Annotated in this window: 16 protein-coding genes; 5 read left to right on the top strand and 11 right to left on the bottom strand. The window is 72.7% G+C overall.

Annotated elements, in window-relative coordinates; genetic code table 11:
- Positions 1–100: 100 nt before the first annotated feature.
- The gene (locus DS079_RS03180; RefSeq protein ID WP_126984783.1) at positions 101–1,279 is read left to right on the top strand and encodes an ROK family transcriptional regulator; all 1,179 of its coding nucleotides are present in this window, start codon (positions 101–103) and stop codon (positions 1,277–1,279) included.
- A gap of 71 nt (positions 1,280–1,350) precedes the next feature.
- On the opposite strand, the gene DS079_RS03175 is transcribed toward DS079_RS03180, so the two are convergent.
- Genes DS079_RS03175 through DS079_RS03160 form a run of 4 tightly spaced genes read right to left on the bottom strand, consistent with a single transcriptional unit; the run spans position 1,351 to position 6,930 of the window.
- Entirely contained in the window at positions 1,351–2,766 is a 1,416-nt protein-coding gene (locus tag DS079_RS03175) for an ABC transporter substrate-binding protein (protein ID WP_126984782.1), read from the bottom strand.
- Positions 2,767–2,776: 10 nt separating this feature from the next.
- On the bottom strand, positions 2,777–3,724 hold the full coding sequence (locus DS079_RS03170) for a carbohydrate ABC transporter permease (protein ID WP_126984781.1): 948 nt from the start codon (positions 3,722–3,724) through the stop codon (positions 2,777–2,779).
- 12 nt (positions 3,725–3,736) lie between these two features.
- Positions 3,737–4,651 carry a carbohydrate ABC transporter permease gene (locus tag DS079_RS03165; RefSeq protein WP_010550074.1) on the bottom strand — a complete coding sequence of 305 codons (915 nt, stop codon included), beginning with the start codon at positions 4,649–4,651 and terminating at the stop codon, positions 3,737–3,739.
- A 32-nt stretch (positions 4,652–4,683) separates the two neighbouring features.
- On the bottom strand, positions 4,684–6,930 hold the full coding sequence (locus tag DS079_RS03160; protein WP_126984780.1) for an alpha-galactosidase: 2,247 nt from the start codon (positions 6,928–6,930) through the stop codon (positions 4,684–4,686).
- Positions 6,931–7,176: 246 nt separating this feature from the next.
- Between DS079_RS03160 and DS079_RS03155 the strand changes: the two genes are divergently transcribed.
- A complete protein-coding gene (locus DS079_RS03155) occupies positions 7,177–8,757 on the top strand; it encodes an AbgT family transporter (RefSeq protein ID WP_309298666.1) in 1,581 nt (526 codons plus the stop codon).
- 81 nt (positions 8,758–8,838) lie between these two features.
- The gene (locus DS079_RS03150) at positions 8,839–10,050 is read left to right on the top strand and encodes a pyridoxal phosphate-dependent aminotransferase (protein ID WP_010550077.1); all 1,212 of its coding nucleotides are present in this window, start codon (positions 8,839–8,841) and stop codon (positions 10,048–10,050) included.
- A gap of 31 nt (positions 10,051–10,081) precedes the next feature.
- Here the strand turns inward: DS079_RS03150 and DS079_RS03145 are convergent, their stop codons facing one another.
- Positions 10,082–10,471: a DUF1304 domain-containing protein gene (locus DS079_RS03145; protein WP_126984778.1), complete on the bottom strand. Its 390-nt coding sequence runs from the start codon at positions 10,469–10,471 to the stop codon at positions 10,082–10,084.
- A 109-nt stretch (positions 10,472–10,580) separates the two neighbouring features.
- On the opposite strand from DS079_RS03145, the gene DS079_RS03140 reads away from it, so the two are divergent.
- Together DS079_RS03140 and DS079_RS03135 are read left to right on the top strand one after the other, a co-directional pair.
- Complete coding sequence (locus DS079_RS03140) at positions 10,581–11,177, top strand: TetR/AcrR family transcriptional regulator (RefSeq protein ID WP_126984777.1); 597 nt, start codon at positions 10,581–10,583, stop codon at positions 11,175–11,177.
- Positions 11,174–11,596, top strand: coding sequence for an organic hydroperoxide resistance protein (locus DS079_RS03135; RefSeq protein ID WP_126984776.1), 423 nt, complete (start codon positions 11,174–11,176; stop codon positions 11,594–11,596). The genes DS079_RS03140 and DS079_RS03135 overlap by 4 nt, the downstream gene beginning before the upstream one ends.
- 92 nt (positions 11,597–11,688) lie before the next feature.
- Here the strand turns inward: DS079_RS03135 and DS079_RS03130 are convergent, their stop codons facing one another.
- The 6 genes from DS079_RS03130 to DS079_RS03105 all read right to left on the bottom strand — a co-directional run bounded on the left by DS079_RS03130 (position 11,689) and on the right by DS079_RS03105 (position 19,606).
- On the bottom strand, positions 11,689–12,666 hold the full coding sequence (locus DS079_RS03130) for a zinc-binding dehydrogenase (protein ID WP_126984775.1): 978 nt from the start codon (positions 12,664–12,666) through the stop codon (positions 11,689–11,691).
- A 199-nt stretch (positions 12,667–12,865) separates the two neighbouring features.
- On the bottom strand, positions 12,866–14,332 hold the full coding sequence (locus DS079_RS03125; protein WP_126984774.1) for an FAD-dependent oxidoreductase: 1,467 nt from the start codon (positions 14,330–14,332) through the stop codon (positions 12,866–12,868).
- A 150-nt stretch (positions 14,333–14,482) separates the two neighbouring features.
- A complete protein-coding gene (locus DS079_RS03120) occupies positions 14,483–15,400 on the bottom strand; it encodes a formate transporter FocA (protein WP_126984773.1) in 918 nt (305 codons plus the stop codon).
- 172 nt (positions 15,401–15,572) lie between these two features.
- Positions 15,573–16,598: a transglutaminase family protein gene (locus DS079_RS03115; RefSeq protein WP_010550084.1), complete on the bottom strand. Its 1,026-nt coding sequence runs from the start codon at positions 16,596–16,598 to the stop codon at positions 15,573–15,575.
- A complete protein-coding gene (locus tag DS079_RS03110; protein WP_164736076.1) occupies positions 16,591–18,846 on the bottom strand; it encodes a circularly permuted type 2 ATP-grasp protein in 2,256 nt (751 codons plus the stop codon). Before DS079_RS03110 ends, DS079_RS03115 begins: the two co-directional genes overlap by 8 nt.
- 82 nt (positions 18,847–18,928) lie before the next feature.
- Positions 18,929–19,606, bottom strand: coding sequence for an AIM24 family protein (locus tag DS079_RS03105; protein WP_126984772.1), 678 nt, complete (start codon positions 19,604–19,606; stop codon positions 18,929–18,931).
- Positions 19,607–19,716: the final 110 nt, after the last annotated feature.

Raw genomic sequence — 19,716 nt, 5'->3', positions numbered from 1 at the left:
GAGCCGGCCGCCTCCTGCGGCGGCCGGGCGCAGCTGTCGACGAAAGCATCGCAGATCGGGCCGGGAGGGTGCGACCTGCTCCCGCAGCTAGACTCGCGGGATGCACGGGGAGCAGCGCGAGTACGCGGAGCACGTCGCAGGGCACGTCACGGCGGTGCCCGACCTCGGCGGCACCAGCGCCCGTGCCGTGTACCGGGACCTGCTGCGCTTCGGCCCCCGCTCCCGCCGCGATCTCACCGAGCGCCTCGGCCTGTCCGCGCCGACGGTCACGCGCGTGACCCGCGATCTGCTCGAGGCCGGCCACCTCCACCCGCTGGACACCGTGGCGCTCGCCAAGGGCCGTCCCCAGCAGCCGCTGGACATCGAGGAGAACCACGGCCCCCGCTTCATCGGGGTCAAGGTCACGGCCGACGAGGTCCACGCCGTGGTCACCACCGCGCGCGGCAACGCTCTCGAGGAGCTCGTGATGCCGCTCGGGGACACCTCCGCCGAGGCGGTCGCGGAGGCGGTGGTCGACCCGGTCCTCGCCCTCGCCGGCGCGCATCCGCACGTGGCCGGGGTGGGCGTCAGCATCGGCGGCCGCGTCGCCGACCGGCGCCGTGTGGACTCCTCCTGGATCCTCGGCTGGGAGCACCCCGTCGACCTCGCCGACCGGCTCGAGGCGCGCCTCGCCCTGCCGGTCACCGTCGACAACGACATCGCCGCCATGATCCACGGCCTGAACTGGTTCGGGATCGGCCGCGCCTATCGCACCTTCGCGGTCCTCACGATCGGGGTCGGCGTCGCGATCGGCACCGTCGTCGAGGGGCGGCTGCTGCAGGGCCGCTCCCATCTCGCCGGGCTCACCGGCCGCCTGCCCGTCGCCGCACGGGAGGACGGCGCCCCCGAGCCCTTCTGGCGCTCGGCGCGGACCGCCGCGGTGGTCGAGGCGGCGCGGGAGGCCGGGGTGCTGGGGGAGGGCGAGGGCGTCGAGCGCCTGCGGGCCCGGCTCGCGGCCGGCGACCCCGCCGCCCGCGCCCTCAGCGCGGACCTCGCCCGCACCCTCGCGCGCGCCGCCGCCGCCGTGGTCGCCGTCGTCGACCCCGAGGCGATCGTGCTCGGCGGGGAGACGATCGACCTGGTGCTCGCGGCCGACGGGGAGTTCGAGCGGACCCTGCGCGCCTCGCTCCCCATCGCGCAGCAGGACCTCGTCCTGCGAGAGCTCGGCGGGGACTTCGACCAGTGGGCGCGCGGCGCCGCGGTCATCGCGATCCAGGAGTTCGTCGGCGGCGAGGTCTGAGCGACCCCGCCGCCGACGCCCCGGCTCCCGGGCGTCGGAGCCCGGGCATGGACGTCACGTGGACGCAGCCGTCACTCGAACAGCGCGTTGACCCGCTCGTTGTAGGCCGCGAAGTCCGCGCCGTCGATCCGCCGCATCCAGCACTGGTCGAAGGCCGGCTGCATGATCGACATGATCGCGGCGGAGTTCTCCACCAGCGGGTACCGGCCGGTCTCGCCCTCGGCGACCCGGTCCGTGAACGGGGTGACGTCCAGGCCCCGCTCCGCATAGGCCGAGATCGCGGTCTCCGTGCCCACGTCGGTCGCGGGGAAGAACGGGGCGCGCTCGCCGATGATCCGCTGCGCCTCGTCGGAGGCGAGGAAGGCGATCAGCCGCGCCGCCTCCTCCTTGTTCTCCGACTGCGCGGCGATCGAGTCGCCCAGGCCGTTGAACATCGACATCGGGGTGCCGATCGGCCCCGTCGGCAGCGGGGCGATCCCGAGGTCGACGCCCTCGAGGTTCGCCCAGGTCGTGATCATCCACGACCCGGCCAGGCCCAGCGCCGCCTTCCCGGACTGCACCTGGGTCTGGACGGGGCTGGAGTCGCCGAACATGCCGAAGGGCGGGAAGAAGCCCTTGTCCACGAGCCCGAAGTACCAGTCGATCGTCGCCGCGAAGCGGTCGTCGTCGTAGTGGAAGGTCGTGCCCCAGGTGTCGGCGTCGGTGAAGGTCCAGCCGGTCGAGAAGGCGAAGGCCGACCAGGTGGACTGGCCGACGTAGTCGATGCCGGCGTCGGCGCCCATGCCGTAGCGCGCGATCCGCGTCGGGTCGAAGCCCTCCTCGTCGCCGCGCACGCCGTTCTCGTCGATCGTGAGCCGGGCGAGCAGGCGCTCGAAGGAGCCGCCGTCCTCGGGGTTCCAATCCAGGCTCGCGAGGTCGTCCTCGGTCAGCCCCTCCTCCTCGAGCATCCTCTTGTCGTACATCACCGCGATGGTGTCGTAGTCCTTCGGGATGCCGTAGCGCTTCCCGTCCTGGCCGGTCCACAGCTCCTGCAGACCGTCCTGGAAGCGGTCGGCGGTGACGTCGGCCAGCGGCGCGAGATCGTCCAGCGGTGCGATCACGCCGAGGCTGACGAACTCCGGGAAGCGCGCCAGATGGTCGGCGAAGGCGTCGGGGCCGGCGCCGGCGACGAACCCCGCGGTGAGCTTCGTCCAGTAGTCGTCCCAGCCCAGCTGGGTGATCCGTACGAAGACGTCCGGGTTCTGGGCCATGAACGCATCGATCGCGGCGGAGTAGGCGGGCAGCTGGTTCGCGTCCCACAGCCAGTAGTCGATCTCGATGGCGCCGGGCGGGGCGGCGCTCGTCCCGCAGGAGCTGAGCGCGACGGTGCCCGCGGCGCCCGCGGCCAGCGCCGCCGTGCCCGTGAGGAGCCGGCGACGGCTCAGCCCGCGCGGAGGGGCGCCGGCGGGGGAGTCGGAGGGCGGGAGGGGAAGGCGGTTCTGTGTCATCTCGGGCACCTCACTTGATCCCGCTGAAGCCGATGGAGTTCACGATCTTCTTCGCGAACAGGGCGAAGAGGATCAGCATGGGCGCGGCCGCGACGAGGGTCGCCGCCATCAGCCCGGACCAGTCCGGGCCCGTGCCCGGGGCCTGGGCGCGGAAGACGCCGAGCGCGACGGTGAGCACGCGGGACTGATCGGTGTAGGAGACCATCAGCGACCAGAAGTACTCGTTCCAGGCCGTCATGTAGGTCAGCAGCGCGAGGGTCGCCAGCGGTGCTGAGGCGATCGGCAGGATGAGGGTGAAGAACACCCTCGCCTTGCTCGCCCCGTCGATCAGCGCGGCCTCCTCGACCTCGCGCGAGATGTTGTTGAAGAACTGGCGCAGGAAGAAGATCGCGAAGCTCGAGATGAACAGGGTGGGGAGCATGATCCCGAGCAGCGTGTCCACCAGCCCCAGGTTCTTGATCAGGATGAAGTTGGGCAGCAGGGTGAAGATCTGCGGGATCATCAGCGAGCCCAGGAAGATCAGGAACACGGTGTCCCGGCCGCGCCAGCGCAGGCGCGAGAAGGCGTAGGCGGCCATCGCGCAGGAGAAGGTCTGGACCACGGTGATCGTGGTCGCGACGATCACCGAGTTCAGCAGGTAGCGCCAGAAGTTGATCGAGGCGCCGGAGCCGCCCTGCGAGATCGCGGTCTCGACGTCCTGCAGGCCGAAGACGCGTTCGAAGCCGCCCGTGTTCAGGCCGACGGGCAGGAGGCTGGCCGGATCCGTGGCCAGCGCGTTGTTGCTGGACAGCGCCGTGCGGAGCATCCAGTAGAAGGGGAACAGGGTGATCAGCAGGAAGATCACCATCACGGCCCAGGCCGCGATCCTCCCCCAGGGGATGCTGCGGCGATGCCGGGGAGCTGGGCGGTCGGCGTCGGTGCGCGGCGCGCTGTCGGGCCGCTGCGTGGTCGTTGTCATCGCACTGTCCTCTCAGTCCAGGTCCGACTGGCCGGCACGGCTCATCCAGTACTGCGCGAAGGTGATCACCATGAGGATCACCAGCAGCGCGACGGACAGCGCCGAGGCGTAGCCGAACTCGTACTGGGCGAAGGCGTTCTCGTAGATGTACATCTGCAGCACCTTGGAGGCGTCGGCGGGACCGCCCTGGGTGGTGACCGAGATGGTGTCGAACACCTGGAAGGAGCCGATGATCGTCATGATCAGCACCAGCGCCAGGATCGGGCGCAGCAGCGGCAGGGTGATGCGGCGGAACATCGCGATCTCCCCGGCGCCCTCGGTGCGCGCGGCCTCGTAGAGGTGGGCGGGGATCGACTGCAGGCCCGCGAAGAGCAGCAGCGCCGTGTAGCCCATGTGCCGCCACACGTTCACCAGCGCGACCGTCGGGATCACCCAGGTCTCGCTCGCCCAGAAGGCGATCGGGTCGAAGCCGATCCACTGCAGGAGGATGTTGAAGATGCCCAGCTGGGTGTCCAGGATCCACAGGAACACGATCGCGGCGACCACGTTCGAGACCAGATAGGGCGCCAGCACCAGCGAGCGCAGCACGGTGGACTGGGTCAGGCGCTGCATGAGCACCGCGATGACGAGCGCGACGACCGTCTGCACGCCGATGTTGATGAGGACGTACAGCACCGTCACCTTCAGCGAGTTCCAGAAGACGGGGTCGGCCAGGAGCCGGCGATAGTTCTCGAGCCCGACCCAGGTGGGCGGGGTGAGGGTCGTGTACTCCGTGAAGGAGTAGTACAGGCCGGTCAGCAGCGGCCAGACGAGGAACACCAGCAGGCCGACCGAGGCGGGCGCGATGAACAGCAGCGCGAGCTTCGTGTCGTCCTTCCGGCGGCGCCTCGTCGGGGCCGACCGCGTCGACGTCGTCGCGGTGGACATGGGTGCCTTCTTCCGTGGTGGTGGGGGTCGGGTCAGCGGGATGCGCCGGCGGCGCTCTCGCGGGTCAGGGACAGCAGCAGGCCCTGCTCGGGGTCGAGCAGGGGAGCGGCGAGGCCGGCGACGGCCAGCACCGCGCCGGGCAGCACCGCCCCGTCCGCCTCGAGCACGCGGGAGAGCCAGGGCGGGGGCGTGAGATGCGAGGGCGGGCCGCTGGGCAGCAGGGCGCGCACCCGGTAGGCGGCGGCGGGATCCAGGCCCGGCAGCACCAGGCGCGGGTGCTGGGCGGTGTCGGCGCGGCCGACGGCGCTCAGCGCGAACAGCGCCTCGCCCTGGTCGGGGGAGACCACGCCCTGCAGCCACAGGGGGCTCTCGCCGCGGTCGGCGCGCACGAGATCGCCCGTGAACAGCAGCTCGCGGCGCTCCTTGTAGAGCGTGATCCAGGCGGTGAGCTCGGCGAGCTCCTCCTCGCTCGCGGCGGCGAGGTCCCACTCGATGCCGAGGTGGCCCATCAGCGCCGAGTGAGCGCGGAAGCCGAGGGTGTGCAGGCGCCCGGTGGTGTGGGAGCGGCCGGAGGCGATGTGGCTGCCCATGAGCTCCAGCGGGATCAGCTGCGAGGTCCAGCGGTGCATCTGCTGGCGCTCGAGCGGGTCGATGCAGTCCGAGACCCACACCCGGTCGGTGTGCTCGAGCACGCCGAGGTCCACACGCGCCCCGCCCGAGGCGCAGGCCTCGATCTCCAGGCCCGGGTGGGCCGCGCGCAGCTCGTCCATGAGGCGGTAGGCGGCGCGGGTCTGGTCGTGCACGGCGGCCCGGCCCGTGGCGCGGGTCGCGGACTCCAGCAGGTCCCGGTTCTGGTCCCACTTGATGTAGCCGATCTCGTGGGCGCCGAGCAGGGCGAGCATCTGGTCGCGCACGTGCGCGTACGCCTCGGGGATCGACAGGTTCAGCACCTGCTGGTTCCGCGAGCGCAGCGGCATCCGCTCGGGCGAGGGGGCCATGATCCACTCGGGATGCGCGCGGGCGACATCGGAGTCCTCGCTCACCATCTCCGGCTCGAACCAGATCCCGAACTCCATGCCGTGCGCCCGCACGTGGTCGATCAGCGGGCCGAGCCCGTCCGGCCACGCCTCGGGAGAGACGACCCAGTCGCCGAGGCCGGAGGTGTCGTCCCGGCGGGAGCCGAACCACCCGTCGTCCAGGACGAAGCGCTCGACGCCGAGCGCGGCGGCGCGGTCGGCGAGGTCGGTGAGCCGCTCCAGGTCATGGTCGAAGTAGACCGCCTCCCACACGTTCAGGGTGACGGGGCGGCGGGCGTCGACGTGATGGGGGCGCGAGCGGAGGTGGCGGTGGAAGCGGGCGGCGACCTGGTCGAGGCCGTCGCCGTAGGAGGCGTACAGCCACGGGCTCTCGTACGTCCCGCCCTGCTCGAGGGCGACCTCGCCGGGCAGCAGCAGCTCGCCGCCGCCGAGCAGGCGCTGGTCGGAGCTCGTGCGCTCGGCGAGGTGGCGGTGGTTGCCGGAGAAGGCGGTGTGCACCGCCCATACCTCGCCCTCGCGGAAGCCGAATCCGGGGCGTCCGGCGTGGAGCAAGTGGGCGGAGTCCGCTCCGGTGCGGCCGCGTCGGTTCTCCCGCAGATGGGTGCCGACGGTGAAGGCGCGGCGCTGCGGGGTGCGCTCCTTCGTCCAGCGACCCGCGAAGTCCAGCAGCTCGTCGGCCGTGGCGGGGACGGGGAGGGAGAGGGTGAGCTCGTCGAGGCGGTAGGGGCCGGTGCCGGTGTTCGTCAGGCGTGCGCGCAGGCGCAGCAGGCCCGTGGGCAGCAGCTCGAGCTCGAGCAGGACCGCGAGGCCCTCCTCCGGGTCCTCGAGGTCGATCTCGACGTGCGCCGCGCCGGTCTCGGCGTGGGCGCCCGTCAGCGGCGTCCCGTCGATCCGCAGGCCGCGGGTGATCAGGCGCGGGGTCCAGCCGGAGCCGTCCGGGCGGGAGCCGGCCAGGCCCGGGCGGCCGAGCCAGCCGTCGGAGACCTGGGGGAGGAGGCCGACGCGCACCGGGACGTCCACGAGGTTCTGCGGGACCGGCGGGACCGTCGCCTCGCACAGCGCATCCATGCCCTCGGGCCCGAGGGCGCCGAGAGCACGACCCCAGTGCGCGATCGCGGGGACGCGCCCGTCGGTGACGTCCAGCAGCACGGAGACCCCGCTCGCGGCGAGGTGGACGCGGTGAGCGGCCCCGGGGCGGGGCACGGTCACCTCGCGGTCCGGTGCGGCGGGCTGCGGGGACATCGACGACCTCCGGTCTGCGGCTCTGTGTGCTGTCGCGGACGGTCGCCGAGCGGCGGCGCGACAGCGCGACGGATTAACTATAACCATGAAAGTAATGCTCGTCGAGAGCTCGGTCACCGCCCGGTCAGACGGGGCCGGGCGTCCCCGCAGGGGTCGGCGGCGCCCGACTATGGTGAACGGCCGAGCGCGCCCCCGCGCGCTCCGCCCGCACCGTCGGACGCCGTCCTCGATCTCCGCGGGAGCATGATGCCCTCCACCACCACGGCCGCCGGGCCGCGCCGACTCGACCGCGTGCTCGACCTCGTCGAGCGGGCCGGCAACCGGCTCCCGCACCCGCTGGTGCTCTTCGCGGGGCTCTTCCTGGTCACGGCCCTGCTCACCACGCTCCTCGCGGCCACCGGCGCCGAGGTGCAGGTGCCCGGCGAGGAGCAGCCGCAGCCGGTGCGCTCCTTCTTCAGCGGCGAGGGGCTGACCTGGTTCACCACCACGCTGGGGGAGAACTACATCGGCTTCCCACCGCTGGTGAACGTGCTGCCGATCGTGCTCGCCGTCGGCATCGCCGAGGGGTCCGGACTGCTCAGCGCTGCGATCCGGCGCCTGTTCGGCTCCGCCCCGCGCTGGCTGCTGCCGTACGTGGTCGCCCTCGTCGGCGTCAACGGCAACCTCATGTCCGACACCTCCTTCGTGGTGATCCCGCCGCTGGCCGCCCTCGTCTTCGCCGCCGCGGGCCGGCACCCGCTGGCCGGCATGATCGGGGGCTTCGCCGCCGTCGGCGCCTCCTTCTCCACCGCGATGATCCCCTCGCCGATCGACGCGAACTTCTCCGGCATCACCGCCTCGGTGATGGAGTCGCTGCCCGCCTCGCTCGGCGCGGCCCCGGTCACCGTGGTCTCGAACTACTGGATCAACCTCGCCTCCTCCCTCGTGCTGGTCGTGGCCTGCGGATTCCTGATCGACCGGGTGCTCGAGCCGCGGCTGGAGCGCGCCGGCGTGCCCCGCACCCTCGCCCCCGAGGAGGACGGCGCCGCCGCGGGCTCCGAGGCGAACGCCGACGGCTCGATCAGCCCGCTGGAGCGGCGCGGGCTGCGCTGGGCGGCGGTCTCGCTGGTCGCGGTCGTCGTGCTGATCGCCGCGCTCGCGACGGTGCCCGGCTCGCCGTGGCAGAAGGAGGGCGGGGGACTGCTGCCCGACTCGCCCTTCATGGGATCGATCGTGTTCTACCTGGTGGTCGCCTTCTCCGTCACCGGCATCGTCTACGGCGCGATCGCCGGCACGGTCCGCTCCGGGGCCGACGTCGCCGCCCTCATGGGCCAGGGCCTGCGCTCGATGACCGGCTTCCTCGTGGTCGCCTTCGCCCTCGCCCAGTTCCTGGCCCTGTTCTCCTGGAGCGGGATCGGCACCTATCTCGCGGTGCACGGCGCCGCGCTGCTGGAGCACGCCGACCTCGGCGGCCTCCCCGTGGTGCTCGGCTTCGTGGTGCTGTGCGCGCTGACGAACCTGCTGATCACCTCCGGCACCTCGATGTGGGGGCTGATGGCGGTGGTGTTCGTGCCGATGCTCGCCCTCAGCGGACTGGAGCCCGCCTTCGTGCAGGCCGCCTTCCGCATCGGCGACTCCTCCACCCAGATCATCACGCCGCTGAGCCCTTATCTCATCGTGCTGCTGGGGATGGTGCGCCGCTACGAGCCCGGCGCCGGCCTCGGCACCCTCGTCGCGCGCCTGCTGCCGTTCACGCTCGTGTTCCTCACTGCCTGGACCGCGGTGCTGCTGGTGTTCTGGGGGCTCGACCTCCCCGTCGGCCCCGGCAACGGGATCCGCCTGGGCTGAGCGGCAGGGCGAGACGACTCGGCGTCACCGGGACTGCGGCGATACCCTGTCGCCCACCCCAGAGAAGGCCAGGAGCCCCGCATGATCTTCACCCAGTCCTCCAAGCTGCGCGACGTCTGCTACGAGATCCGCGGGCCGGTCCCCGCAGAGGCCGCCCGCATGGAGGCAGAGGGCCACAAGATCCTCAAGCTCAACATCGGCAACCCCGCCCCCTTCGGCTTCGAGGCGCCCGACGAGATCCTCGTGGACATGATCCGGACCCTGCCCACCGCGCAGGGGTACTCGGACTCCAAGGGCATCGTCTCCGCCCGTCGCGCGGTCGCGCAGTACTACCAGACCAAGGGCATGCCCGGCATGGGGCTGGACGACATCTACCTCGGCAACGGCGTCTCCGAGCTGATCCAGATGACCTGCCAGGCCCTCGTGGACGACGGCGACGAGGTGCTCGTCCCCGCCCCGGACTACCCGCTGTGGACCGCCTCGATCGCGCTCGCGGGCGGACGCGCCGTCCACTACCGCTGCGACGAGGAGCAGCAGTGGTGGCCCGACGTCTCCGACATCGCCGACAAGGTCACCCCGCGCACCAAGGCGATCGTGGTCATCAACCCCAACAATCCCACCGGTGCGGTCTATCCCGAGCATGTGCTGCGGGAGATCGTCGAGGTCGCCCGCAAGCACGGGCTGATGATCCTGGCCGACGAGATCTACGACAAGATCCTCTACGACGACGCGGTCCACACCCACATCGCGAAGCTCGCCCCGGACCTGCTGACCATCACCTTCAACGGGCTGTCCAAGGCGTACCGGGTGGCGGGCTTCCGCGCCGGCTGGATGGCGCTGTACGGGCCGAAGGAGCATGCGGCCAGCTTCATCGAGGGCCTCGACGTGCTCTCGAACATGCGACTGTGCCCGAACGTCCCCGCCCAGCACGTGGTCGCCACGGCGCTGGGCGGCTACCAGAGCGTGAACGAGCTGCTGCTGCCCGGCGGTCGCCTGCGCGAGCAGCGGGACGTCGCCTACGAGGGCCTCAGCGCGATCGACGGCGTGAGCGTCGTGAAGGCCTCGGGGGCGCTGTACATGTTCCCGCGCATCGACCGCGAGATGTACCGCCTCGAGGACGACGAGCAGTTCGCCTACGACCTGCTGCGCTCGAAGAAGCTGCTGGTCAACCACGGCACCGGCTTCAACTACCCCGAGCCCGACCACCTGCGCCTGGTGACCCTCCCACAGGCCGACGTGCTCGCCGACGCCGTGGACCGCATCGCCGACCACCTCGCCTCGATCCGCCGCTGAGGGCGCCCGGGCGCTCCGCGGACGGGGAGGGTCAGAGCAGCAGGCCGATCGCCGTCGCGAGCACGGCCAGCAGCGGGAGCGCGCCCTGCTTGACGGCGGCGGCGCGGTGCGCGGGGGAGCTCAGCAGCAGCACGGTCGCGGCGGCGAGCATCGACCCGGTCCCGGCCAGCAGCAGGGTCGCCCCCACGGTCGTCGTCCCCGCGAGGGCGAGCACCGCGCCGAGCGCCGCGAGCACGGCGAGGAACAGGTTGTAGAAGCCCTGGTTGAACGCCAGCTCGCGGGTCGCGGCGACCTCCTGCGGACTCTGCTCGCCGAACACCTTCTGCGCCTGCGCCCCGCCCCAGGCGAGGGACTCCAGGCGGAAGATGACCACGTGGAGAGCGGCCGCGGCGAGGGCCAGGATCGAGCCGAGGGTGAGCATCGCGACCTCCGAGGTCTCTTGGAATGATCGTTCCACTATGGTGGGTCGTGCCCGGCGCAGACAGCCCGGGCGAGGAACGACGACGAGCAGGCAGCGAGCAGGAGTGGCCATGGGACGACAGTCCGCCTTCGTGCGGGAGGACGCCGTGCGCTCCGCCCGCGACGTGTTCTGGAGCGAAGGGTACGAGGGTGCCTCCATGGCGAGCCTCCAGCGGGCCACCGGACTGAACCCCAGCAGCATCTACCACGCCTTCGGCTCCAAGCGCGGTCTGTTCGACGCCGCGATCGAGGACTACCTCGAGCGCGTCGTCCGCCCCGGGCTCGCCCCGCTGCGCGCGCCCGAGGTCGCCCCCGATGCTCTCGAGCGCTACTTCCTCGCGGCCCGCGCGCTGTTCGCGGACCCGTCCGGCCGCACCCTCCCCGACGGATGCCTGCTGGTGAACACCGCCTGCTCCGGGCTCGCCCGGGACGACGGGATCGCCGAGGCCGTGCGCGCCTATCGCGCCGAGCTGCTCGCCGCCTTCACCCGCGGCGCGCAGGCCCGACGCCCCGACCAGTCGCCGCAGGAGCGCGCGCAGCTCGTCGAGACCTGCGTCGCGCTGCTGATCAGCGCGCTGGTCATGACCCGGGTGGACCGGGATGCGGCCACCGCCGCGCTCGACTCCGCCCTCACCGCAATCCAGCATCAGGAGCAAGGACACCCATGAAGCCCCTCTACACCACCGAAGCCCTGGCCACCGGCGGCGGCCGCGACGGACACGTCGACGTCGCCGAGTCGGACCTCGCCTTCGACCTCGCCGTCCCGACCGCCATGGGCGGCAGCGGCGCCGGCGCCAACCCCGAGCAGCTCTTCGCCGCCGGGTACTCCGCCTGCTTCCACTCCGCCCTGCAGGCCGTCGCCCGGCAGCAGAAGGTCGCGATCGACGGCTCGAGCGTCGGCGCCCGCGTCACCATCGGCTCCGAGGAGTCCGGCGGCTTCTCGCTCGCCGTCGAGCTCGAGGTGGTCATCCCGGAGCTCGACCACGACACCGCCCAGGCGCTGGCCGACGCCGCGCACCAGGTGTGCCCGTACTCGAACGCCACCCGGGGCAACATCCCGGTGGTCGTCACCGTCACCGATGACTGATTGATCCGCGACCTGCTTGAAGGCATCGGTCAGGTGCGAGGAGTCCCGGCGGGATCGCTCCCGCCGGGGCTCCTCGTCCTGCGGCATCCTTCTCAGGGGCGCAGCAGCACCTTGCCCTGTCGGCCGTCGGTCAGCGTGGCCGCCACGGCCTCGACGACCTCGTCCAGCGGGAAGGTGGCCGCGACCGGCAGCGTGACCTCGCCGGAGAGCAGCCCGGAGAAGATCTCCCCGATGAGCCGGCGCCGCACCTCCGGCGCCATCTCCGCCGAGACCCGGGAGCCCCAGAAGCCCTCGACCTTCAGGTCGCGGAAGATGATCGGACCCGAGGGGAGCGCCATGGTCGAGCCGCCCATCGCCCCGAAGACCACCAGTCGACCGCCGTCCCCGAGCAGGGAGAGCACCTGGCCCGCGGCCTCGCCGCCCACGGAGTCCAGCCCCGCCGCGACGCGCGCCTCGCCGATCAGGGCGCGCGCCTGCTCCTGCCAGTCGTCCCGGTCGGTGGGGACGACGTCGCCGATGCCCTGTGCGGCGAGCTCCTCGACCCCGCTGCCGCGCCGCACCAGGCTGATGACGCGGATCCCGCGCAGTCGTGCGAACTGCGCGACGAGGCGGCCGACGGCCCCGGTCGCGGCGTTCTGCACCAGCACCTCGCCGGGCGCGAGGTCGAGGTGCTCGAGCAGGGAGACGGCGCTGAAGGGCATGGCCACGAGCTGGGCGGCGGCCTCGTCCGGCAGCTCGGCGGGCAGCGGGACCAGCGAGGAGGCGGGGGCGGTGAACAGCTCCGCCCAGGCTCCGGTGATCCCGGTCGCCGCGACGCGGTCGCCGACGGCGAGGCCCTCGACGCCCTCGCCGAGTGCCTCCACCACCGCGACGGCCTCGCTGCCGGCGCCCGAGGGCAGCGCGGGCCGGACGCCGTAGGAGCCGCGGATCGTCCACAGGTCGTGGTGGTGGATCGGGCTCAGCGACATCCTCAGCAGGGCCTCGCCGGCGGCCGGGGCGGGGGCGTCGACCTCGGCGGTGCGCAGGACGTCGGCGGGATCGCCGAAGCGGTCGTAGGTGACGGTGAGCATGGGATCGCCTCTCGATTGTGGAACAGTCATTCCACTATAGCGGCGGGGCGACCCCTGCACCGTGCGCGGGCCGCGCTGTTCCGGGTCTCACAGCCGCGGCCGCAACGGCGCCGGGCGATGCAGAAGGGCCGGGGGCCGGGACCGGTGCTCCGGTCCGACCCCCGGCCCTGCGGCGGGGTGCCTGCTGCTCGTGCGCGGCTCAGGCGTGCGTGGGCTGCGGTGCGCCCTCGCGGGAGACGCGCACCATCTCCTCGCGCTCGACGACCTTGATGCGGGCACGGGGCTCGCCGTCGGCGTCCACCGCGGCGGCGCCGAGGCTCTTCTCGTGCTCGTCCAGCGCCATCCAGCCGTCCCAGGTCGTGTACTGCACGCCCCGGTCCTCGAGCAGGCGCAGGATCGCGTCGTCGTCCCGCTCGGGAGCGGGGGAGAGGCGACCGGCCTCGATGTCCTCGAGCAGGCAGGTGATGGTCTCGATCGCGTCGGACTTCGTCGCGCCGATCAGGCCGACGGGGCCGCGCTTGATCCAGCCGTTGGTGTAGGCGCCGGGGATGACGGAGCCGTCGGCCTCGGTGACGCGGCCGGCCTGGTTGAGGATGACGCCGCGACGGGCGTCGTAGGGCACGCCCGGCAGCTCGGAGCCGTGGTAGCCGACGGCCCGGTAGACGGCGCCGAGGTCGTAGTCGACCATCTCGCCGGTGCCCACGAGCTCGCCGTCCTCGTCCAGGCGGGTCCGCTCGAAGCGCATGCCGGTGACCTTGCCGTCCTCGCCGAGCACCTCGACGGGGCGGTGCCAGAAGTGCATGTGGAGGCGGCGCTGGACCGGCCCGCCCTCGCGGTCCGTCGGCTCCTCGCCGGCGGCCTCGCGGCGCTGCTGCTCCTCGAGCCAGCCGACGAAGGTCTGCACGACCTGGTCGGTGCGCTTGTCGGCCTTGATGGCCTCCCACTGCGCCTCGGTGATCTGCTCGAGATCGCGGGGATCCATGACGACCTGGAGGCCCTTGGGATGGGCGAGCTCGCGCGCCTCGAGCGGCGAGAACTTCGTCTGCGCGGGGCCGCGGCGGCCGAAGACGTGCACGTCCGTCGTGCGCGCGGCCTGCAGGCCCTCGTGCACGTTCGCCGGGATCTCGGTGCGCAGCAGCTCGTCGGCGCTCTTGGAGAGCACGCGGGCGACGTCGAGGGCGACGTTGCCGTTGCCGATCACGGCCACGGACTCCGCGTCGAGCTCCCAGGTGCGGGGGTAGTCGGGATTCCCGTCGTACCAGGCCACGAAGTCGGCCGCGCCGTGGGAGCCCTCCAGCTCGATGCCGGGGATCCGGAGGTCCGCGTCCTTGAGCGCGCCGGTCGCGTAGATCACCGCGTCGTAGTGGGTGCGGAGGTCCTCGGCGGTGAGGTCGGTGCCGAACTCGACGTCGCCGAGGAAGCGGATGTCACCGCGGCCGAGGATCCGGTGCAGGGCGGTGATGATGCCCTTGATGCGCGGATGGTCGGGGGCGACGCCGTAGCGGATCAGGCCGAACGGGGCGGGGAAGCGGTCGAACAGGTCGATGCTGACCTCGAGCTCGCCGCTCTTGACCGGGGCGGAGCGCAGCAGGGTCTCTGCGGCGTACACACCGGCGGGGCCGGAGCCGATGACGGCCAGGCGGAAGGGCTGCTGGGAGGAGGACATCACACCTCGGTCTCGTGGCGCCGTGGCGCCGGGTCGCAATGATTTCCGCACCACTCTATACGCGGAATTCGTCATCACCCCGGTCACTGTGAGCCGCTCGACGCCACGACCGGCGGCTCCTGAGATCGCGGGGGAGCCGCCGGGCGGGTCTCAGCTCTTCGCGAGGTCCTCGGCGCCGCGGCGGTGGATCGACCAGAAGTACGCACCGACCAGCACCGCGCCGCCGACGATGTTGCCCAGCAGCACGGGGATGAGGTTGTCCCAGATCGCGGCGCCGACCGTGATAGAGGAGTAGTCCCCGAGCGACCTCCCGGCCTCGGTCAGCGCCTCGCCCTCCCAGAAGCCGGCACCGGCGCCGTACTTGACCAGCAGGCCCATGGGGAGCATGAACATGTTCGCGACCGAGTGCTCGAAGCCGGTGGCGACGAACAGCGCGATGGGGCCGGCGACGGCGAGGACCTTGTCGGCGACGGTCTTGCCGGCCGTCGCCGCCCACACGGCCAGGCACACGGCGAAGTTCGCGAGCACGCCCAGGAAGAACGCCTGGTGCCAGTCGTGGGAGACCTTCGCCTGGGTGGTGTCCAGCACCACCATCCCCCAGGCGGAGCCGTTGGTGGCGTGCGTGCCGGCGAGGAAGATCAGCAGCGCGACGGTGAGCGAGCCGATCAGGTTGCCGCCCGCGGAGACGCCCCAGTGACGCAGCATCTGCCCGGTCGTGATCCGGCGGGACAGGCGCGGCATGGAGGTCATCGTGGTGCCGGTGAACAGGTCGGAGCCGCTGATCACCACGAGGCCCAGGCCGACGGAGAAGACGACGCCGCCGATCAGCTTCGCGATCCCGACCGGCCACTCGCCCATGCCCTGCTGCGAGGTCACCATGAACACGAAGCCGAGCGCGATGAAGGCGCCGCCGCTGAGGGACGCGAGGAACATCTTCCCCAGCGGCGCCGTCGCCTTCGCGAACATCGCGTCCTCGAGCGCCTTGGTGAGGGGCTTCGGAGCGGTCGCGGCGGTGGACGGTGCGGGTGCCGGCGCGGCGTTGCGGGATCCGGGGGCGGGGCTGGTCATCGGAGGAGGTCCTTCTCTGGGGGCAGGGGGCGTCCCGGCGCGGTCGGGGGACGGAGGTCTGAGGGGTCGGCCGCCGTGCCGCGCGGTGCGGCACGAGGGGAGCCGGGCGGGTTCCCCTTCGGTGACCAGCAGCCAGGGTACGCCCGGTCCGGCGCGGCGGAGGGGACCTGCGTCAGTCTGCGGACTCGGTCCCCGCCGTCTCGGGCACGACGCCGACGGCGACCCTCAGGGTGCTGCTGGCACCGGGCGGGCCGACGACGATGCCCTTCAGCGGCGGCACGTCCGCGTAGTCCCGGCCCCAGGCCGTGGTGACGAAGCGCTGGTCCACGAAGGTGCGGTTGGTGGGGTCGATGTCGACCCATCCCGTGCCGGGCACGAGCACGCTCAGCCAGGCGTGCGAGGCGGCCGAGCCGATCATCTCCCCGGCCGGCTCGGTGCCCAGCGCCCCGCCGGCAGACGGGGCGGTGCGCAGGTAGCCGGAGACGTACCGGGCGGCGAGCCCCGCCTCCCGCACCGCGGCGACCCCCACGTGGGAGAAGTCCTGGCAGACGCCGTGCCGGGCCCCCAGCACCTCCTCGAGGGTGGAGGTGACCGTGGTGGCCGCGGAGTCGTAGGTGAACTCGGTGTGGATCAGCGCGGTCAGCTCAGCGAGGCACTCGCCGACGGCGCGTCCCGGCCGGAACACCTCGGCGCTGATCTCCCGGGCGGCGGTCCCTCCCGGGACCCGTGGGGAGGGGTGGACGAAGTCCAGGCTCGCCCCGGGCATCGGCGCGCCCCAGTGCTCGGGGGTGCACTGCTCCCAGGGGCGGGACATCGGCTCGAGCCCGTAGCGGCGCTCGGCGACGGAGACCCGGGCGTGGGAGTGCACGTCGAGCTGCTCGTGCGGGGCGTCGACCAGGAGGTAGGTCGAGGAGTTCCCGTAGAAGTCGGTGTGCGCGGTGAGGCGGGCGGGTGCCGGATCGACGACCACCTCGTGCGAGAGCACGCGCTGGTGCGGGGTGGCGCGCGGCTCGACGTGGGCGCGGCCGTAGTTGCGGGTGACCGGCTTCGCGTAGCGGTAGGAGGTGAGGTGGTGGACCCGGTAGTGCACCGGGTCCAGGGCGGGGGCGTCCTCCTGGCGCAGCGGGATCAGCGGCCGCGCGCCGTGAGGGGTCGCGCCGTCCTGTCCGGACCGGGTCTCGTGTGCGTTCTCAGACATCGTCGACCCCCCATCGCGAGGTGGATTCCGAGGCGCGGAAGAAGCGGTCCTCGAGGGCGGTGGCGAGGGAGCGCAGGGACTCCGTCGCCGCGTCGATCTCCGCCGGCAGCGCGGTGGGCGCGTCCTCGCCGGCCGGCGCGCCCGGCAGCGGGCGCAGCAGCTCGTGGGGCTCCCAGGCGGCGAGGCGGGTGCGCAGCGCCGACAGCGGTGCGCGCAGCTCGGGGGAGGGCGCGGTCTCGGGCAGCCGGTCCAGGGCCTGGCCGAGCCGGTCCAGCTGGAAGGCGAGCGAGCGCGGCAGCGTGGTGTCGCTGAGCAGCAGCTCGACCAGCAGCTCCGGCTGCACGGCGGCGTGGAAGGAGCGGCGGTAGGAGGCGCCGGACTCGGTGATCAGCGCGACCGCGTTCGCGATCCGCTCCTCCGCGGCGCGGCCGCGGCGATGGCCGAGGGCCGCCCGCAGCAGCGCCAGCAGGCTCATCGTCCGCTCGATCTTGCGGCCGATCTCGGTGAGGTCCCAGCCGAGGTCGCGGGGCATCGCGTCGGCGACCGCGCCGGAGAGGGTCAGGCAGCCGTCGACGATGTCGGTGAGCCACTGCTCCAGCGGGCGCGGGTCCACGCTCCCGCCGCGCACCTGGAGCCGCATCCGCGTGATCACCGGCCACACGTCGTCGGAGAGGAGGTCGCGCAGGGTGCGGGTGGTGTGGGCGAGCGCCGCGGCGGACTGCGCGAGGGATCCGGGCCGGCCGACGTCCCCCAGCAGGCTCTCGATCTCCAGCCGCACCGCCTCGCCGTCGCGGAGGTCCAGGTCGAGGAAGCCGGGATAGGTGGTGGTCACCTCGGTCACCGCCCGCAGCAGCACCGTGCGGGCGGCGCGGGCGCTGCGGCTGTGCTCGGCGTCGAGGTCGTTGGAGGTGTCCAGCACGGTGCGCAGCAGGCGGGCGGTGGAGTCGACGCGCTCGAGATAGCGGCCGAACCAGAACAGGTCCGAGCCGACCGAACGGGTCATCGTCGGGTAGGCGGAGACGCTCGCGCGCCGCGACGCCGGCTCCACGGCCGGGCGGCCGGTCGGCTCCTCGTCGGGGACCGCGGACGTGTCGGGGACGGCGACCCACACGTCCTTGAGCGCCTCGGGGCCCTCGTCGGCCGTGCGCGCGATCCCGCCGGGCAGCACCTCGAAGCCGTCCTCGGTCCCCATCACCAGCAGGCTCAGCGTCACCGGGCGTCCCGTGAGCTCCTCGCCGCCCGACGGATCCAGCGAGGGCCACAGCGCAGGGGCGGCGTCCGCGGGTGCGGGCCGCAGCTGCAGGTCCTCGTGCAGCATCTGCCGGCACAGGTCGGGCAGCGCCGCGCGCAGGGCCGGGTTCTCGAGCAGGCCCGTGCCCAGCGGGTTCAGGATCTCCACGTCGCCGCAGCGCGCCGCCTCGACGAGGCCCGTCACCCCGCCCAGCGGCGTCGGCCCGAGGTCCAGGGGGTCCAGCAGCGGCGAGGGGACCAGCCGCAGCACCGCGTCGACCGGCTCGCCCGGGGCGGAGGCCAGGCCCGACAGGCGCAGGGTCACGGCGCCCGCACCGGCGCGCAGGTCCCCGACCGACACCGTCGGCGCGCCCAGCAGGTTCGCCAGCCAGCTGTGGTCGAAGGCGGACAGCGGCTCCTCCGCGTCGTCGAGGAGCACGACGGGGCGCCCGGCGCGCCCGTCGGCCCGGGTGCGCTGATGGAAGGACGTGCGCAGCGTGTCGAAGAAGGGATGGAGGCGGCGCATCTCCGTGCTGCGGTACAGCGACGGCGCGCTGCGGGAGAGCACCCGCCGCAGCTCGAGGGTGAGGCCCGCGCCGCGCGGGACGTCCACCGCGTCCTCGTGCACCACCCAGGCGCCCTCGGCGGTGCGGGAGACGGTGGTGCTGACGGCGAAGAGGTGATGGGCGCCGCGGGCGGGGATCCCCACCGCCGGGCGCAGGTAGGCGAGGTCCGCGAGCAGCGCGGCCGCCGGCGCGACCTCGGTGTCGAGCACGGTGCGCGGTCCATACAGGTCCGCGTACAGGGCGTCCAGCAGCCGCGCCCGCTGCACGAGCCCCGCCGACAGCTCCGCCCAGGACTCCGCGTCCAGCACGACGGGCACCGGATCGAGGGCGGGGGACGGGGCGGAGACGTCTGCCGCGAACATCGTCGCGGCGCTCGCCGCCGCCCGCCGTCGACCCGTGGGGCCGAGGGCGGTGAGCTCCTCGGCCAGGGCCTGCGGATGCGTGATGGTCACCGGGACATCGTAGACACGCCGCCCGGACGTGCGGTGACGGCGGGGCCGAGCGGTCGGCCCCGCCGGGTCGCCGCGGGGACGCTCAGGAGGCGGCGACCACCGGCGCGCCCTCGGAGGGCTGGACGACGACGAAGCCCGGGCCGTGGAAGCCCAGCTGGAAGGACTCCCCGGAGCCGCGGCCGATCAGCGAGCCCATCTTGAAGTCGTTCTTGATCTGCGGCTGGAGGTTCGCGGACCAGCACACCGCGGCCTGCGGATCCACGAAGGTGGGCTGCTGGGAGCAGTCCAGCAGCATCGGCGGCCCGTCGGAGGTGACCGCGACCATCCCCTGCCCCTGCAGGAACAGGTTGAACAGGCCGCCGGCCATGAAGCCCGCCCCGCCCAGCGAACGGATGTCCCACTGGATCGAGGAGTCGAAGGCGAGCATGTTGCGGGTGTTGAGGGTCAGCGCGTCGCCCTCCAGCTGGAGCAGGAAGATCTCGTTGTTCTGGCGGGCGAAGAAGATCTCGCCCTGGCCGCGGGTGCGCATCATGTTCCCGCCCTCGCCGGTGGCCATCTTCTTCAACAGCTTCATGCCGCCGCCGGAGCCCTGGTAGGAGAAGTCCATCTGTCCCTGGTAGGCGACCATCGCGCCCGCGGCGGAGATGATCTCCGGGGCCTGCGGCTTCAGCGCGCACCGCAGCATCTTGGAGGACTGCAGCGCCCATCGGTCGTTGGTCTGGCGCTCCTGGTTGGAGGCGTCGAACAGGTTCGAGCGCATGGCCCCTCATCTCGTCGGTCGACCGGCATCGGTCGATGGATTCCCTGCGACGCCCACCGCGCCGCGGTGGGATCGTCTCACGTCCGGGGCCGCGTGGGGACCCTGTGGGG

Origin of the sequence: Brachybacterium paraconglomeratum (genome assembly GCF_003994255.1) — a bacterium.
Taxonomy (GTDB): Bacteria; Actinomycetota; Actinomycetes; order Actinomycetales; family Dermabacteraceae; genus Brachybacterium; species Brachybacterium conglomeratum.
This window is presented reverse-complemented; position numbering and strand designations above follow the sequence as displayed.